General features: G+C 68.4%; 12 protein-coding genes. 5 read left to right on the top strand and 7 right to left on the bottom strand.

The features are described 5' to 3' along the window. Positions 1-103 precede the first annotated feature (103 nt). A complete protein-coding gene (locus ACIGHN_RS09205) occupies positions 104-1,198 on the top strand; it encodes a tartrate dehydrogenase (protein WP_396504112.1) in 1,095 nt (364 codons plus the stop codon). A 12-nt stretch (positions 1,199-1,210) separates the two neighbouring features. Here the strand turns inward: ACIGHN_RS09205 and ACIGHN_RS09200 are convergent, their stop codons facing one another. Next, complete coding sequence (locus ACIGHN_RS09200) at positions 1,211-1,840, bottom strand: DJ-1/PfpI family protein (protein WP_056414928.1); 630 nt, start codon at positions 1,838-1,840, stop codon at positions 1,211-1,213. Between the two features lie 153 nt (positions 1,841-1,993). Here ACIGHN_RS09200 and ACIGHN_RS09195 point away from each other — a divergent pair, with 153 nt between their 5' ends. Continuing rightward, a complete protein-coding gene (locus tag ACIGHN_RS09195; protein ID WP_396504111.1) occupies positions 1,994-3,343 on the top strand; it encodes a PLP-dependent aminotransferase family protein in 1,350 nt (449 codons plus the stop codon). Positions 3,344-3,499: 156 nt separating this feature from the next. On the opposite strand, the gene ACIGHN_RS09190 is transcribed toward ACIGHN_RS09195, so the two are convergent. Further along, entirely contained in the window at positions 3,500-3,985 is a 486-nt protein-coding gene (locus ACIGHN_RS09190; RefSeq protein WP_396504110.1) for a hypothetical protein, read from the bottom strand. Between the two features lie 19 nt (positions 3,986-4,004). Next, positions 4,005-5,438, bottom strand: a complete 1,434-nt coding sequence (pmbA, locus tag ACIGHN_RS09185) for a metalloprotease PmbA (protein WP_056170450.1) — start codon at positions 5,436-5,438, stop codon at positions 4,005-4,007. Between the two features lie 64 nt (positions 5,439-5,502). On the opposite strand from pmbA, the gene yjgA reads away from it, so the two are divergent. Both yjgA and mog read left to right on the top strand, forming a co-directional pair. Further along, positions 5,503-6,189 (top strand): ribosome biogenesis factor YjgA, encoded by a 687-nt coding sequence (gene yjgA / locus ACIGHN_RS09180; RefSeq protein ID WP_396504109.1) that lies wholly within the window; start codon positions 5,503-5,505, stop codon positions 6,187-6,189. Positions 6,190-6,202: 13 nt separating this feature from the next. Next, positions 6,203-6,808, top strand: a complete 606-nt coding sequence (gene mog / locus ACIGHN_RS09175) for a molybdopterin adenylyltransferase (protein ID WP_396504147.1) — start codon at positions 6,203-6,205, stop codon at positions 6,806-6,808. 227 nt (positions 6,809-7,035) lie between these two features. Here the strand turns inward: mog and cysE are convergent, their stop codons facing one another. After that, positions 7,036-7,818 carry a serine O-acetyltransferase gene (gene cysE, locus ACIGHN_RS09170; RefSeq protein ID WP_056414910.1) on the bottom strand — a complete coding sequence of 261 codons (783 nt, stop codon included), beginning with the start codon at positions 7,816-7,818 and terminating at the stop codon, positions 7,036-7,038. 35 nt (positions 7,819-7,853) lie between these two features. After that, positions 7,854-8,636 carry an RNA methyltransferase gene (locus ACIGHN_RS09165; RefSeq protein WP_396504108.1) on the bottom strand — a complete coding sequence of 261 codons (783 nt, stop codon included), beginning with the start codon at positions 8,634-8,636 and terminating at the stop codon, positions 7,854-7,856. Between the two features lie 183 nt (positions 8,637-8,819). On the opposite strand from ACIGHN_RS09165, the gene ACIGHN_RS09160 reads away from it, so the two are divergent. Then, positions 8,820-9,797 (top strand): inositol monophosphatase family protein, encoded by a 978-nt coding sequence (locus ACIGHN_RS09160; protein ID WP_396504107.1) that lies wholly within the window; start codon positions 8,820-8,822, stop codon positions 9,795-9,797. A gap of 128 nt (positions 9,798-9,925) precedes the next feature. On the opposite strand, the gene ACIGHN_RS09155 is transcribed toward ACIGHN_RS09160, so the two are convergent. Beyond that, complete coding sequence (locus ACIGHN_RS09155; protein ID WP_396504106.1) at positions 9,926-11,056, bottom strand: two-component system response regulator; 1,131 nt, start codon at positions 11,054-11,056, stop codon at positions 9,926-9,928. Between the two features lie 33 nt (positions 11,057-11,089). Continuing rightward, positions 11,090-15,931, bottom strand: coding sequence for a PAS domain S-box protein (locus ACIGHN_RS09150; RefSeq protein WP_396504105.1), 4,842 nt, complete (start codon positions 15,929-15,931; stop codon positions 11,090-11,092). Between the last annotated feature and the right edge of the window lie 112 nt (positions 15,932-16,043).

Raw genomic sequence — 16,043 nt, 5'->3', positions numbered from 1 at the left:
AGAATAAGAGCACAGTTGCCGGATTGTATTTTTTGGTGGCCTGCCGAACAATCCTGCTACACCCTGATTTTTTCTTCCTCTCTCCAGACCCAAAGGAACCCGCATGAGCACCAGCCCCACCTACAAGATCGCCGTCATCCCTGGCGACGGCATCGGCAAGGAAGTCATGCCCGAAGGCCTGCGCGCGGTACAGGCCGCCGCCCAGCGCTTCGGCATCGAGCTTGAAACCACCACCATCGACTGGGCCAGCTGCGACTACTACGCCGCCCACGGAAAAATGATGCCCGACGACTGGAAGGCGCAGCTGTCGGGCATGGACGCGATCTTCTTCGGCGCGGTCGGCTGGCCCGCCACCGTGCCGGACCATGTGTCGCTGTGGGGCTCGCTGCTCAAGTTCCGCCGCGAGTTCGACCAGTACATCAACCTGCGCCCCGTGCGCCTGTTCGAAGGCGTGCCCTGCCCCCTGGCCGGCCGCAAGCCTGGCGACATCGACTACTACGTGGTGCGCGAGAACACCGAAGGCGAGTACACATCGCTCGGCGGCATCATGTACGAGGGCACCGACCGCGAGATCGCGATCCAGGAGTCGGTCTACTCGCGCCACGGCGCCAACCGCCTGCTCAAGTTCGCGTTCGACCTGGCCCAGAGCCGCCCCAAGAAGCACGTGACCCTGGCCACCAAGAGCAACGGCATCGCCATCAGCATGCCCTGGTGGGACCAGCGCGCCGACGACGTCGCCAAGGCCTACCCCGACGTCAAGCTGGACAAGCAGCACATCGACATCCTCACCGCCCGCTTCGTGCTGCAGCCCGGCCGCTTCGACGTGGTGGCCGCCACCAACCTGTTCGGCGACATCCTGAGCGACCTGGGCCCCGCCACCACCGGCACCATCGGCCTGGCGCCCTCCGCCAACCTGAACCCCGAGCGCAATTTCCCCAGCCTGTTCGAGCCCGTGCACGGCTCGGCGCCCGACATCTACGGCCAGAACATCGCCAACCCCATCGCCATGATCTGGTCCGGCGCGCTGATGCTGGACTTTCTCACCCAGGGCCAAGGCGCGGGCCGCGCCGCGCACGATGCCATCGTCGGCGCGATCGAAGAAGTGCTCAAGAGCGGACCGCGCACGCCGGACCTGGGCGGCAGCGCCAACACCACGCAGATCGGCGAGGCCATTGCAGCATTGATTGCGAAGGGCTGAAATCGATCAGGCTCAGGCCACCACCGCTTGCGCACCCTGGTGCTCGGGCAGGTAAGGCCCCAGGTACCTCAGCGCGTTGGCCACATAGGCCTCCTTCTCGCCCACCGGGGCCACGTAGTGCAGCGCGGCCGTGGCGGCCTCCAGGCCCTCCGAGCGGGCGATGATCCAGGCGGCCAGGTAGGGCGATGCCAGGCAGCCGCCCGCAGTGGCCACGTTGCCCTCCGCGTAGAACGGCTGGTTCAGCACGTTCACGCCCGCGGCTTGCACCCAGGGCCTGGTGGTGAGGTCGGTGCACGCGGGTACCGCCCCCAGCAGCCCCAGCCGGGCCAGCACCAGCGTGCCCGAGCACTGCGCCGCGATCAGCTGGCGCGCAGGGTCCAGCGACAGCTGGGCCATCAGCGCTGCGTCTTCCACCACCTCGCGGGTGCGCACGCCGCTGCCCACGATGACGGCATCGGCCGTGCGGGCCTCCGCCAGCTGGGACTGCGCGCGCACCGTCACGCCGTTCATCGACGTGACCTCCGGCGTGGGGCAGCACAGGCTCACGCGCCAGCCCGGGCGCTTGATGCGGTGCAGGATGCCCAGCGCGATGAGCGAGTCGAGCTCGTTGAAACCGTCGAAGGTCAGGATGGCAATGTGCATGGCAGGTGCGCCGCAGCGGGCGTGTGGGGTGGGGTTGAAGACAGAGTTCATCGTAGGCAAGCTGCCCCATACAATCAAAAAATTGTCCTGAGTACATCCCGCAGCCATCGTTCGGGCCCATCTCATTCGCCCTGCACCACACCCCCGCGCAACATGACCCAGCCCTTGTTCCAACCCGTCGTGGACGACCTCGCTGCACAGATTCGCGCAGGTCGTCTGCCGCCCGGCACCCGCCTGCCCACGCACCGCCAGCTGGCACGCCAGCACGGCATCGCGCTGACCACGGCCACGCGGGTCTATGCCGAGCTGCAGGCCCTGGGCCTGGCCAGCGGCGAAGTGGGCCGCGGCACCTTTGTGCGCGAGGCCCCCGTCTCCGCGGGCCAGGCCGTGGACCAGCAGGCCGTTGCCGCCGGGGTGATGGACCTGAACTTCAACTACCCATCACTGCCCGGACAGGCCCGTCTGCTGGCCAGCGGCCTGCGCAGGCTGGCGGCGGGCGGCGACCTGGAGGCGCTGCTGCGCTACGCCCCGCACGGGGGCCGCCAGCACGAGCGCGCATGCGTGGCACAGCACCTGGCCAGCGCACGCGGCCTGGTGGTGGACCCCGCCCAGGTGCTGATCGTGGACGGCGCCCAGCACGGCCTGGCCGTGGCCTGCATGGCGCTGCTGCAGCCCGGCGACGTGGTGGCGGTGGACGCGCTCACCTACCCTGGGTTCAAGGCGCTGGCCGGCATGCTGCACCTCACGCTGGCGCCGCTGCCCGCCGCGGCAAACGGCACCGAGGGCCCCGACCTGGACGCGCTGCGGCGCCTGTGCGCCCGCCGGCGTGTGAAGGCCATCTACACCATGCCCACCCTGCACAACCCGCTGGGCTGGGTCTGCAGCGCGCAGTGGCGGCAGGACCTGGCGGCCATCGTGCGCCAGCATGGCCTGGTGGCCATCGAGGATGCGGCATATGCCTTTCTGGCCAAGGATGCGCCCGCGCCCCTGGCCACCGTCGCCCCCGAATCCACGGTGTACGTGTCCGGCCTGTCCAAGAGCGTGGCCACCGGGCTGCGCTTCGGGTTCACGGCCGCGCCGCCGCAGTGGGCACCGCTGCTGCAGCGCGCCATCCGCACCACCACCTGGAACACGGCGGGCGTGGTCACTGCCCTGGCCTGCGGCTGGCTGCAGGACGGCACCGTGCGCCGGCTGGAGGCAGAAAAGCGCCGTGACGCCACGGTGCGGCAAGCCATCGCGCGCAAGGTGCTGGCCGGGCTGCCGCTGGTGGGCCACCCTGCGTCGTACTTCAGCTGGCTGCCCCTGCCCGAGGGCGTGCGCGCCGACCGCGTGGCGGTGGCGCTGCTGAAGAGCGGCGTTTCCGTTTCCACCGCCGAGCCGTTCGCCACCTCGCGCCAGGTGCCCCACGCGATACGGCTGGCACTCGGCTCGGTGGGGCACGAGCAACTGCGCACTGCGTTGCAAACGGTGCGCAGCGTAGTGCAGGACCTCACGGATCGCTGACACGTGGGCGGTCGGCGCACATCGCCATCGCCCCTCCTCCCACCACGCAAAAAACTCCAGCGTTTGCGGGAGTCTCTGGTGCGAGGGCGCAATCCTATGCAGATCAGCGCCCGCACTTGGCTGCCAATGCGCGAAGCTGCGGCGTCGATCAGTGATCTATTTCGTCGGCCAATCTCCCAGCACATCCTCAGTCACGTCATTGCAAAGCGATTGCAAAACGCGCTCGCGCCGCCGGGGTTCCCTAAACCCCGGGTTTGCCACCAGCAACATGGCGAGTCCATGGGCCATATCGTTGATTTGCACCAGGGTAAGCGGTCCGTCCACCGCGTCATAGGCGAGTGTGGCATCGAACCCAGCCATGATGCGCTGGACGTCAGCGCTCGGCACAGACCCAATATCCAAGCCCGGTGCAATCAGCCCCACCAGTTCTTTGGCCTCAAGGGCGTAGAAATCTTGGTCCGACTGACTCAGCGCGGGATACAGGTGGGCAGCCCGGTAATACCCGCATGCCCATGCCCGAGTCCAAGTCCCCGCGTGCTGCGCGAACCGTGTTTGCAGCGACTCGATGGCCGGCTCATCCAGAGTCAGAAAGGCCACTACCGCCGCGTGAAAGGTGCTGAGGAACGATTCGTGCTGAGACATGCCAATGCCTTCGGTAGTGTCAGCTGCCCGCCACCTTCATCCGGTTCACCAGCACCGAGCCCACCGACTTGGCGCCGTAGTTGTACACATCCGCCCCCACGGCCTCGATGCCCTTGAGCATGTCCTTGAGGTTGCCCGCGATGGTGATCTCGTGCACGGGGAAGGCGATGCGGCCGTTTTCCACCCAGAAGCCGCTCGCGCCGCGCGAATAGTCGCCCGTCACGTAGTTCACGCCCTGGCCCATGAGCTCGACCACGAACAGGCCGGTGCCCAGCTTCTGCAGCATGGCATCGAGGTCGTCGCCCGGTTGCGTCAGGCGCGACGTCAGCGTCAGGTTGTGCGAGCCACCGGCGTTGCCCGTGGTCTTCATGCCCAGCTTGCGTGCCGAGTAGCTCGACAGGAAGTAGCCCTGCACGCGCCCGCCCTGCACCACCTTGCGCGGCGCCACGCGCACGCCTTCTTCGTCGAACGGAGAGCTGCCCTTGCCGCGCAGCACGAACGGGTCTTCGGCGATGTCGATGTGCTTGGGGAACACCATCTTGCCCAGCGAGTCGAGCAGAAAGCTGCTCTTGCGGTACAGCGAGCCACCGCTCACGGCCTGCACGAAGCCGCCCAGCAGGCCCGCGGCCAGCGTGGATTCGAACAGCACCGGGCACTGCGTGGTGGGGATCTTGCGGCTGCCCAGGCGGCTCAGCGCGCGCTGCGCGGCGTAGCGGCCCACGGCCTCGGGCGAGGCCAGTTCGGCAGCGTCGCGCATGGAGCTGTACCAGGCGTCGCGCTGCATCTCGGCATTGCGGCCGGGCAGCGATGCGATGGGCGCCACCGAGAAGCTGTGGCGCGAGCTGGCATAGCCACCCCGAAAGCCGCGCGTGTGGGCGCTGAAGAAATGGCTTTGCTGCGCCGACACGCCCGCACCTTCGCTGTTGGTGATGCGCCGGTGGGTCTTGAGCGCCGCGGCCTCGCATTCCATGGCCATCTGGGCCGCCTGCTCGCTGTCGACGGCCCAGGGGTGGAACAGGTCCAGGTCGCGGTGGGTGTCGGTGGGCGCGATGTCGTCGGCATCGGGCAGGCCCGCCACCGGGTCTTCGGCCGTGAAGCGGGCGATGTCGTACGCCGCCTGCACGGTTTGCTCGATGGCCTTGGTGGAGAAGTCGGAGGTGCTGGCGTTGCCACGGCGGTTGCCGAGGTAGACGGTCACGCCCAGCGACTTGTCGCGGTTGCGCTCGACATTTTCAAGTTCGCCCTTGCGCACGCTGACCGACAGGCCGCAGCCTTCGGACGCTTCGGCGCCGGCATCGGTGGCGCCCAGCTTCTTGGCGTGCGCCAGGGCGCGGTCCACCAGCTCTTCAAAGAAGGGGCGGCTGTAGCTGAAGCCCGAGTCGGGAGTGCGGGGGGCGGTGGCTGCGGCAGCAGCGCCAGGCGCGCGCGCGGCGCTTTGGGAGGGTTTGTTCATAGCGACGGCTATGATACTTGCCGCTGTGGCGCGCGCTGCGCCACCTCCCATTTGCCCCCACCCCATGTCACGCAAACCCAAAAAAGGCTACTTTGTGAGAGGCCAGTTCGTTGCCGAAGGCAGCGAACTGGACATTCAACTCAAGGCCGAACTCAAAGGCACGCCGGATGCCAGCCGCACGGATATGAAGCGCGAGAGCGATGAACTTCAGGATCTGGGCAAGGAACTGCTGGGCCTGCGCGCCGACCTGTTCAACAACGTGGGGCTGCCCGACAAGCTGGTGGATGCCATCAACGAAGCCAAGCGCATCACCAACTTCGAGGGCAAGCGCCGCCAGATGCAGTTTGTGGGCAAGCTCATGCGCAAGCTCGAGCCCCAGCTGGTGGATGCCGCCCGCCAGGCGCTGGAAGTGCAGCGCACTGGCTCGGCCTCCGACAAGCTGGCCCTGCACCTGGCCGAGCAGTGGCGCGACCGCCTGATCGCCGACGACGACGCCCTGCCCCAGTGGATGGACGAGCACCCCGGCACCGACACGCAGCAGCTGCGCGCCCTGATCCGCCAGGCGCGCAAGGATGCCCAGCCCGCAGGCAAGGAGGCCAATGTCCAGGTCTCCCAAGGCCTGGCGCCGCGCAAGGGCCGCGCGTACCGCGAGCTGTTCCAGCTGGTGCGCGAGCACCTGGGCGGCGGTGCCGGCGACGCCGATGACCACGGCGACCTGGACGAAGACGGCGACGAGGACGGCAATGACTGACACCCCCACAGGCATGGGCGGCGCGCTGCACGATGCCGTGCGCATCGGCATCGTCTCGGTCAGCGACCGCGCCAGCACCGGTGTGTATGAAGACAAGGGCCTGCCGGCCCTGCAGGACTGGCTGGCCCGCGCGCTGCACAACCCCATCGCCTTCGAGCCGCGCCTGATCCCCGACGAGCAGGAGCGCATCAGCGCCACGCTGATCGAGCTGGTGGACACGGCAGGCTGCCACCTGGTGCTCACCACCGGCGGCACTGGCCCCGCCCTGCGCGACGTGACGCCCGAGGCCACGCTGGCCGTGGCGCACAAGGAGATGCCGGGCTTTGGCGAGCAGATGCGCCAGATCAGCCTGAAGTTCGTCCCCACGGCCATCCTCTCGCGCCAGGTGGCGGTGATCCGCGGCCAGAGCCTGATCATCAACCTGCCCGGCCAGCCCAAGGCGATCGCCGAGACGCTGGAAGGCCTGAAGGACGCCGAGGGCGGGCAGATCGTGCCCGGCATCTTCGCGGCCGTGCCCTATTGCATCGACCTGATCGGCGGGCCGTACCTGGAAACGCACGATGCAGTGTGCAAGGCGTTCCGACCCAAAAGCGCGGTGCGGGCGCCGCGCCAGGCCTGAGTTTCGGCACATTGATGTGTCGGCATTTTTGAACTACGCCCACCGTTCGGGCTGAGCTTGTCGAAGCCCTGCGCTGCGCTTCGACAAGCTCAGCGTGAACGGCTCAGTGGGTTGTTGCAAGCCAGATCATTCGAAGAAAAATAGCTGCTACCGCTTGATAAGAAAGCGCTGGCAGCTATATTTTCAATAGCAAACCGTGCCAGTGCGTCGCGATGGTTTGGCGGCGCCTACTTGCCCACCAGCTCGTTGAACTTGCCGGCCTCGAACTGCTCCTTGATCGCCGCATCGCACGGTACGCAGTCCTTGGCCTGCTGCGATGAAGCCGACAGCTTCTCGATGGCCTGCCACAGCAGCGCGATCTGGTGCTCCTGCGACGAGGCGTTGTCGATCAGGCCGCGCATGGCCTGCGAGAGCGGGTCGTCTTCCTGCGTGATGCCGTAGGCCGTGAACTTGCGGGCCTGCTGGGGTTCGGTGACGTCGGCGCTCTCGCCGGCCTTGGACGGGATGATGCGGGCCGGAATGCCCACGGCCGTGGCGCCCGGCGGCACGGGCTTGATCACCACGGCGTTGCTGCCGATCTTGGCGCCGTCGCCCACCTCGAAGCCACCCAGCACCTTGGCGCCCGCGCTCACCACCACGTCGCGGCCGAGCGTGGGGTGGCGCTTGGCGCCCTTGTACAGCGAGGTGCCGCCCAGCGTCACGCCCTGGTAGATGGTGCAGCCGTCGCCGATCTCGGCGGTCTCGCCCACCACCACGCCCATGGCATGGTCGAAGAACACGCGCTCGCCGATCTTGGCGCCAGGGTGGATCTCGATACCCGTGGACCAGCGCGCAAAGTGCGAAATGAAGCGCCCCGGCCACTTGAGACCGTTGTTCCAGCACCAGTGCGCGGGCCGGTGCAGCCAGATCGCGTGCAAGCCCGGATAACAGGTGATCACCTCCCACGTGCTGCGCGCGGCAGGATCGCGGTCGAGGATGCACTGGATATCGGAGCGCAGTCGGGCGAGCATCGGTTCTTCTGGTTATGAGTTTATGGCCGCACAGTCTATCGTTTTGGCCCGCCGGCCTCGATCATGGCTTTGGCGACACCTCGCAGGATGTGGATTTCTTCGGGGCTGAGCTGCGCGCGATTGAAAAGCTGGTTAAGGCGGGGCATGAGCTTCTTGGGTGCGGCCGGGTCCAGGAAGCCGATGGCCGTGAGCGCCTGCTCCCAGTGGCCCAGCATGCCGGCCACCTGGGCGGCGTCGGCCAGGCTGCGGTCGGTGGTGGCGTCCTGCACCGCAAAGCCGCCCAGCGCCAGGCGCCATTCGTAGGCGATGACCTGGATGGCCGCGCCCAGGTTGAGCGAGCCGAAGCCGGGGTTGGTCGGGATGGAGAGCGCCACATGGCAGCGGTAGACGTCCTCGTTGGCCATGCCGAAGCGCTCGGAGCCAAAGAGAAAGGCCACGCCAGCCTGTCCGCCGGCGGTGGACACCAGATCGGCATCTGGCGCTTGTCCAGACTGCGCCGCCAGCTCACTTTTCAGGAGCGTCTCGAAGTGATCCCGGGGCGCCGCCGTGGGCGGGCCGAAGTCGCGCGGGGTCATGGCAGTGGCGCACAGGTGGCTGATGCCGTCGAGCGCCTCGTCCAGCGTGGCGACGATGCGCGCGTTGTTCAGCACGTCCAGGGCGCCGCTGGCGCGCTGGATGGTTTCCTCGCGCCGCAGCACGTTGGCCCAGCGTGGCGCCACCAGCACCAGATCGTCGAAGCCCATGGTCTTCATGGCGCGGGCGGCGGCGCCCACATTGCCGGCGTGGCTGGTGTTGATCAGGACAAAACGGGTCTTCATGGCGCAGGAACGGGTTGGAGCGCAACGGCGCGGAAAAGCCGTGCGTTAGGCAAAAAAAGGCGGTCCGGGTAAAATCCCGCCCTCATTGTCGCCGCCCGCATCGCCGGGACGGGCCGACCCGCTCATGATTCGCAGGCCGCCACGCTCTTTCGTGCCGGGGCGCCCTGCTCACCACCACAATCTATGTCGTCCAATCTGCACCCCATGCTCAACGTGGCCATCAAGGCTGCACGCGCCGCCGGCGCCATCATCAACCGCGCGGCCCTGGACGTGGAATCGGTGCGGATCTCGCAAAAGCAGATCAACGACTTCGTGACCGAAGTGGACCACGCGTCCGAGAAGATCATCATCGAGACCCTGCTCACGGCCTACCCCGGCCACGGCATCCTGGCCGAAGAGTCGGGCACGGAATACGGCGCCAAGGATTCGGAATTCGTCTGGATCATCGACCCGCTGGACGGCACCACCAACTTCATCCACGGCTTTCCCGTCTACTGCGTCAGCATCGCGCTGGCCGTGAGGGGCAAGGTCGAGCAGGCCGTCGTGTACGACCCGAGCCGCAACGACCTGTTCACCGCCACCAAGGGCCGCGGCGCCTACCTGAACGAGCGCCGCATCCGCGTGAGCAAGCGCACCCAGCTCAAGGACTGCCTGATCTCCACCGGCTTCCCCTTCCGCCCGGGCGACAACTTCAAGAGCTACCTGAACATGATGGCCGACGTGATGCAGCGCACCGCCGGCCTGCGCCGCCCCGGCGCCGCGGCGCTGGACCTGGCCTATGTGGCCGCGGGCTTCACCGACGGCTTCTTCGAGACCGGCTTGTCGATCTGGGACGTGGCTGCGGGCTCGCTGCTGGTGACCGAGGCCGGCGGCCTGGTGGGCAACTTCACGGGCGAGGCGGACTTTCTGGAGCAGCGCGAGTGCCTGGCCGGCAACCCGCGCATCTACGGCCAACTGGTGCCCATCCTGGGCAAGTACAGCAAGTTCGCCGGCGCTGGCGACAAGGCCGCAGTGCGCCAGGCCGCGTTGGCGGACGGCGGCAGCGGTGCCGATCCGGTCGATGCGCAAGAGCCCGCCGCAGCGGACGATGCGGATGAAGGCCACGAGGACAGCACCGCAGGCAAGGACCGCAGCGCCAAGGGCGACGACGCGCCGTTCTGATGCCGGTGTTGTGAGCCGGGAGGCCTGAGGACGCTGGTCGGGCGCCAGCGCCAGGGGCCCACCGCCCCGGTGGCGCTCCGCAGCCCGCAGCCCGCAGCGGTCAGCCGTCGAACGTCGAACGTCAGCCTTCAGCCCGGGTCCGGATACTTCTGGGCGATGTTGCGGAAGTCCTCCGCGATGTCCACGAACGCATCCACCATGTCCGGGTCGAAATGCGTGCCCTTGCCCCGCACGATGGTGTTGCAGGCCTGGTCGTGGGAGAACGCGGGCTTGTAGACACGCTTGCTGATCAGTGCGTCGTACACGTCCGCCACGGCCATGAGGCGGGCCGACACCGGGATCTCTTCGCCCTTGAGGCCCTCGGGGTAGCCCGAGCCGTCCCACTTCTCCTGGTGGCTGTAAGCGATCTCCTTGGACACGCTGAGAAACGCCACGCGCATGCCCAGGCGGCGCTCGGCCTCCTGGATGGCGTTGCGGCCCAGCGTGGTGTGGGTCTTCATGATCTCGAACTCTTCGACCGTGAGCTTGCCCGGCTTGAGCAGGATGGCGTCCGGGATGCCGATCTTGCCGATGTCGTGCAGCGGCGCCGACTTGTACAGCAGCTCGATCATGCGGTCGGTCAGCGCATGCTCGAAGCGCGGGTGGTTGCGCAGCCGCTCCGCCAGCGTCTTCACATACAGCTGCGTGCGGCGGATGTGGTTGCCGGTCTCGTTGTCGCGCGTCTCGGCCAGCGAGGTCATGGCCATGATGGTCACGTCCTGGATGGCCTGCACCTCCAGCGTGCGCATGGCCACCTCGCGCTCCAGGTACGAGCTCTTGTCGCGCAGGAAGTCGGCCGTGGCCTTCAGGGCCAGGTGCGTGTTCACCCGCGCCAGCAGGATGGGCGGGCTGATGGGCTTGGTGATGTAGTCCACCGCCCCCAGCGCCAGGCCCATGCGCTCGTCGTTGGGGTCCGAGCGCGCGGTCAGGAAGATCACCGGGATGTCGCGCGTGGCGGGCGCGGCCTTCAGGCGGCGGCAGACCTCGTAGCCGTCGATCTCCGGCATCATGATGTCCAGCAGGATCAGATCGGGCGGCGTGCTCGACTGCGCGATCTTCAGCGCCTTCTCGCCATGGTTGGCCACCTTCACCAGATAGTGCTCGCGCAGCAGGCTGCCCATCAGGGTGAGGTTGTCGGGCGTGTCGTCCACCACCAGCACCGTCGCGATCGGCTTGTCGACGAGTGCGGATTGCTGGGGGGCAAAAGGCGCGTGGTCCATGGAGTCGGGTCCTGCGTAGTGCTCTGCCCGGTGTCAAAGGGCAGCGGGGTGTTCGGGGTGCGGCACCGTCGCCATCGCCCCCAAGGCCTGCTCGAAGTCGAAGTTGAGGGTGTGAACCTCCACGTGCGCGAAGGCCGGTCCCAACACGGACTTCAGCACAGAGACATTGTGTTGCAAAAACTCGGTCGCTGCAGGGTCATCCTGCTCCAGCAGCGTGCGAAATCGCTGTAGGGCATCTCCCGCAGACAGCGCAGGAACGCCCCCAACCGCTGCCGGCGTGCTGGCCGCAGGGCGTGGCGCCACCGCCTGCTGCGCCCAGGCCTGCAGCGCCTGCAGCAGCGGCTGCAGGGCCGTGGCCAGTGGCACCAGCGCGCCGGTCACGCCGTCGCCCCGCTGGCCGCTGCGCAGCGCCTGCTCCAGCAGCTGGGCCTGGTCGGCCACCCCCTGCGCACCGATGTTGGCCGCCACCGAGCGCAGGGTGTGGGCCAGCCGCTCGGCCAGCACCACGTCGCCCACGGCCAGGGCCTGCTGCAGGTCCTCCAGCACCGTGGCCTGCCCCTGCGCGAAGCGCCGCAGCATCTCGGCGTAGAGCCCAGGCTTGCCCAGGGCGCGCTGCAGGCCCAGGGCCGTGTCCAGCCCGGGCACCGCGGGCGGCGGTACGGGTGCAGCGTCGGCGGGCAAGGCGGCCGCCGGGTCCTGCAGGCCGTCGGTCACCGCCTCCGGTGACAGCGCCTGGCCCAGGCCGGGGCGCGGCCGTATCCAGCGGGTCAGCGCCGCCCACAGCGCGGCCGGTTCGATGGGCTTGGCCACATGGTCGTTCATGCCCGCGGCAAAGCAGCGCTGGCGGTCGGCCTCCATGGCGTTGGCGGTCATGGCCACGATGGGCAGGCGGGCAAAGCGCGGGTTGCTGCGCAGCTGGCGCGTGGCGGTCTCGCCGTCCATGATGGGCATCTGCATGTCCATCAGCACCACGTCGTAGGCCTTGCGTTCGATGCACTGGATGGCGGCCTGGCCGTTCTCCGCCACATCCACCGCAAAGCCCGCTTCCTGCAGCAGCTCGACCGCCACCATCTGGTTGAGTTCGTTGTCCTCCACCAGCAGCACCCAGGCGCCGCGGATCGCCAGCGGCAGCTCTTCGGCGGCGGGCGCCGGGGTGACCAGGCGGCGCGCACTGAAGGTGGAATGCTCCTGGGGCTGCATCAGCGTGTCGAACAGCAGCGATGCGTTGACCGGCTTGATGAGCACCGTCTCGATGCCCTGGGAGCGCGCTGCGCGCATCACGTCCTCGCGGCCGTAGGCGGTGATCATCAGCATCTTGGGCACCTCGGCCATGCCCAGGCCGCGGATGTGGCCGGCCAGCTCCACGCCGTCCATGCCCGGCATGTGCCAGTCGAGCAGCAGCAGGCCGAACGGGCGGCGCTGCGCCATCGACTCGCGCAGGCGCTCCAGCGCCTCCAGCCCGGAATGGGCCTGGTCCACCTCGAACCCCATGGCCAGCAGCATGTCGGACAGCACGGTGGCCGCGGTCTGGTTGTCGTCCACCACCAGCACGCGGCGCCCGCGCAGGTCGGGCGGCGGCAGCAGCACGCGGGCCGGCGCGCCCCGCTCCAGCGGCAGCGACACCCAGAACGTGGAGCCTTTGCCGAACGTGCTCTCGGCCCCGACCTCGCCGCCCATCAGCTCGGCCAGGCTCTTGCAGATCGCCAGGCCCAGGCCCGTGCCGCCGTAGCGGCGGGTGGTGGAGGTGTCGGCCTGCTGAAAGCTCTGGAACAGCCGGCCCATCTGCTCGGGCGTGAGCCCGATGCCGGTGTCGCGCACTTCAAAGCGCAGCATGACGCGGTGGCCCGCGGCCTCCAGCAGCCGCACGGCAATGCTGATCTCGCCGGCGTCGGTGAACTTGATGGCGTTGTTGGCGAAGTTGATGAGGATCTGCCCCAGCCGCAGCGAATCGCCCACCAGGTTGGGCGGCACGTCGCAGGCCACGTCGCACACCAGCTCCAGCCCCTTGGCGCCCGCCTTGTAGCCCACCACGTCCGAGACGCTCTCGAGCATGCGGTCGAGCACGAAGGGCTGCTTTTCGACCGTGAGCTTGCCCGCCTCGATCTTGGAAAAGTCGAGGATGTCGTTGATCACGCCCAAGAGGTGCTGGCCGGCCTGCTGGATCTTGCTCACGTAGTCGTGCTGGCGGGGTGACAGGCCCGACTTGAGCGCCAGGTGCGACATGCCGATGATCGCGTTCATGGGCGTGCGGATCTCGTGGCTCATGTTGGCCAGGAAGTTCGACTTGAGCGCGGTGGACTCCTCGGCCAGCTCCTTGGCGCGGCGCAGGTCCTCCTCGGCGCGCTGGCGGTCGGTGATGTCGACGAAGGTGCCGATGGCGCCGCCCGGCGATCCGTCCGGGCGCGAGAAGCCATGCAGCCAGAACAGCGTGTGGTGGATCTTGCCGTCGGCGTACGGCATGTCCACCTCCTTGTGCACCGACTGCACGCCGTGCAGCGCCTCCTGTGCGTCATCGTCGAACTGCGCGCGCTCGCTCTGGGGGAGGAAGGTCAGGTCCATCACCGTCTTGCCGATCAGGGTCTCGCGCTGCACGCCGAACGACTGCTCGTAGGCGCGGTTGAAGCCGATGTAGCGGCCGTCCGCCCCCTTGTAGAACAGCGGCACCGGGATCGCGTCGATGAGCGCCTGCTGGAAGTCGAGCTGCTCGGCCACCTGGGCCTCCAGCAGCTTCTGGTCGTGGATGTCCACGTTGACGCCCACCACCCGCACGGCCTGGCCGGCCGCATCGCGGAAGATGCGCGCGGCCGACAGGAACCAGCGCACCTCGCCGTCGGGCCGCACGATGCGCCACGAGTCGCGCAGGTCCGTGTTGCCGCTGGCCAGGCACTGCGCAAAGTACGCCAGGGCGCGGTCGCGGTCCTCGGGGTGCAGGCGCTCCGTCCAGTCGTGCCGGCTGCGCAACTGGTCGCCCGGCGGCAGGCCCAGCATGGACACCAGCTTTTCGCTCCACAGCACCTGGTCGGTCATCAGGTCGATGTCGAACACGCCGATCTTGCCGGCCTCCTGCGCCATCTCCAGGCGGTCGCGGGCCTGCTGCACGGCCAGCTCGGCGCGCCGCTGCTCGCTCACGTCCTCGATCACCCAGATCGACGCGGCCTTGAAGCCCTCCATCTGCAGGCTGCGTCCGGCCAGGCGTGCCTCGAAGCTGCTGCCGTCCAGGCGGCTCAAGGTGGCCGTCTCGCGCAGCGCCTCGCCCGCGGCCAGGCCCGGCCCCACGCGCGCGAAGAACTGCTCGGCACCCGCGGGCGTGCCGAACAGCCGCGACATGCCCATGCCCAGCAGCTCCGACGCCTCGCCGCCCATCAGCTCCACGAAGGACGGGTTGAACTGCCGGAAGTGCCCGTCGCACACCAGCAGGATGGGCGGGGCGTTGTCGAAGATGGCGGTCTGCTGCTCCAGCAGCTCGTTGAGCAGGCGTTCGCGCCGCTCCAGTTCCTTGTGCGACTGGATGCGCTCGGAGACGTCTTCATGCAGGCCCACGATGCCGATGCGCTTGCCGTTCTCGTCGAGCACCGGCGACAGCGTGGCCTCGTCGTGGTAGGTGCTGCCGTCGCGCCGGCGGTTCACGAAATGCCCCTGCCACGAGCGGCCTGACAGCAGCGTGGACCACATCGCCTGGTAGGTCTGCGCGGGCGTCTGGCCGCTGGCCACGATGGACGGTTTCTTGCCCCGCACCTCGGCCAGCGAATAGCCCGTGTTGCGCTCGTACTGCGTGTTGACCCAGTCGATGCGCCCGTCCCCGTCGGTGATCACCACCGACACCGGGCTGCTCTGCAGCGCAGCGCCCAGCAGCCGAAAGCGCTCCAGCGCCGCCGCCACGCGCGCACGGCTGCGCAACAGATCGAGCAGCAGCAGGCCCAGCAGGAACAGCAGCACGAACGTGGCGCCGCCGACCTGGATGCGCTGCGTGGGCGACATCAGCGCGCTGATGTCGTCCAGCACCACCAGCTGCCAGGGGCCGCCCGGGTCCTTCCAGTCGATGCTGCTGCGGCTGAGCGCATAGGTCACGCCGTTGAGCTGCACCTCCTTCGCGTCGGTGGAGAACGGCAGCGCGGACGCCACGCCGTTCTCGAAAAGATGGCCGAACTGGCGCGTGGCCCGGATCGCATCGATGCGCGCCTGCGTGAGCGGCGGCGCCACCGCAAACTGCCACTCGGGCCGGGTGGACGCAAACGCCACGCCTTGTGGAGACAGCAGCACCGAAGGCAGCTCGGAGCGCCTGAGCAACTCATCCACCGCCTCGAAGCCCACCTTGAACATCACCACCCCGATGATGGAGCTGGCCGGCGTATCGCGGTCGTACAGGGGGGCGGCGTAGTACAGGCCGCGCTCCTGCGAGTTGCTGCCGATGGCGGCGTAGACGCTGACCGCACCCTCCACCGCCTGCTGGAAGTACGGCCTGAAACCCAGGTTGATGCCGGTGGAGCGGGCGCCGGCCGTCTCGTGGGCCACCACCGTCCCGTCGACCGACATCACGTACACGCCATGCACCAGGAACCTTCCGCGCGCAACGCCCAGCCTGGCCAGCGCTTCCGGGTGGTCGGGCGGGAGCTTGCCGGTGGCCATGTCCTTGAGCAGCGGCTCGCTCAGGCCCAGCAGCGACACGGCCCCGAGCATGCTGCCGCCGGTGGTCTGGCTGATCAGCAGGTCGGAGGTCTGCTGCAGCTGGCGGGAGCGGTCGTCGTCGCGCTCGCCCGCGCGCCAGTGCACCACGCCCTGCACCACCAGCCACGCGCCGAACATGGCCAGCACGGCCACCAGGGCCAGGCCCCGCTTGCCGGGGGCATTGCTATCGAGCACCTTGTCCAGGAACATGCCGACACCTCCGCCCGCGCGCTTCACACCGGGCCCCTGGCCGCTGGTGGATGCGCACCACGGCGGGGCGATCCCCAGCCGCCGTGCGATTCGGCGCCGGGCGCACAAGCCC

It is taken from the genome of Acidovorax sp. NPDC077693 (assembly GCF_044542805.1).
Lineage (GTDB): Bacteria > Pseudomonadota > Gammaproteobacteria > Burkholderiales > Burkholderiaceae_C > Acidovorax.
Note: the sequence above shows the minus strand (reverse complement) of the source record. Positions and strands in the feature narration are given on the sequence as shown.

Excerpts from the sequence above, each read along its gene's own strand:
- ACIGHN_RS09155 (WP_396504106.1), bottom strand. The coding sequence starts at position 11,056 with ATGGACCACGCGCCTTTTGCCCCCCAGCAATCCGCACTCGTCGACAAG.
- ACIGHN_RS09205 (WP_396504112.1), top strand. The coding sequence starts at position 104 with ATGAGCACCAGCCCCACCTACAAGATCGCCGTCATCCCTGGCGACGGC.
- ACIGHN_RS09195 (WP_396504111.1), top strand. The coding sequence starts at position 1,994 with ATGACCCAGCCCTTGTTCCAACCCGTCGTGGACGACCTCGCTGCACAG.
- yjgA (WP_396504109.1), top strand. The coding sequence starts at position 5,503 with ATGTCACGCAAACCCAAAAAAGGCTACTTTGTGAGAGGCCAGTTCGTT.
- mog (WP_396504147.1), top strand. The coding sequence starts at position 6,203 with ATGGGCGGCGCGCTGCACGATGCCGTGCGCATCGGCATCGTCTCGGTC.
- ACIGHN_RS09165 (WP_396504108.1), bottom strand. The coding sequence starts at position 8,636 with ATGAAGACCCGTTTTGTCCTGATCAACACCAGCCACGCCGGCAATGTG.
- ACIGHN_RS09160 (WP_396504107.1), top strand. The coding sequence starts at position 8,820 with ATGTCGTCCAATCTGCACCCCATGCTCAACGTGGCCATCAAGGCTGCA.
- pmbA (WP_056170450.1), bottom strand. The coding sequence starts at position 5,438 with ATGAACAAACCCTCCCAAAGCGCCGCGCGCGCGCCTGGCGCTGCTGCC.
- ACIGHN_RS09150 (WP_396504105.1), bottom strand. The coding sequence starts at position 15,931 with ATGTTCCTGGACAAGGTGCTCGATAGCAATGCCCCCGGCAAGCGGGGC.
- ACIGHN_RS09200 (WP_056414928.1), bottom strand. The coding sequence starts at position 1,840 with ATGCACATTGCCATCCTGACCTTCGACGGTTTCAACGAGCTCGACTCG.
- ACIGHN_RS09190 (WP_396504110.1), bottom strand. The coding sequence starts at position 3,985 with ATGTCTCAGCACGAATCGTTCCTCAGCACCTTTCACGCGGCGGTAGTG.
- cysE (WP_056414910.1), bottom strand. The coding sequence starts at position 7,818 with ATGCTCGCCCGACTGCGCTCCGATATCCAGTGCATCCTCGACCGCGAT.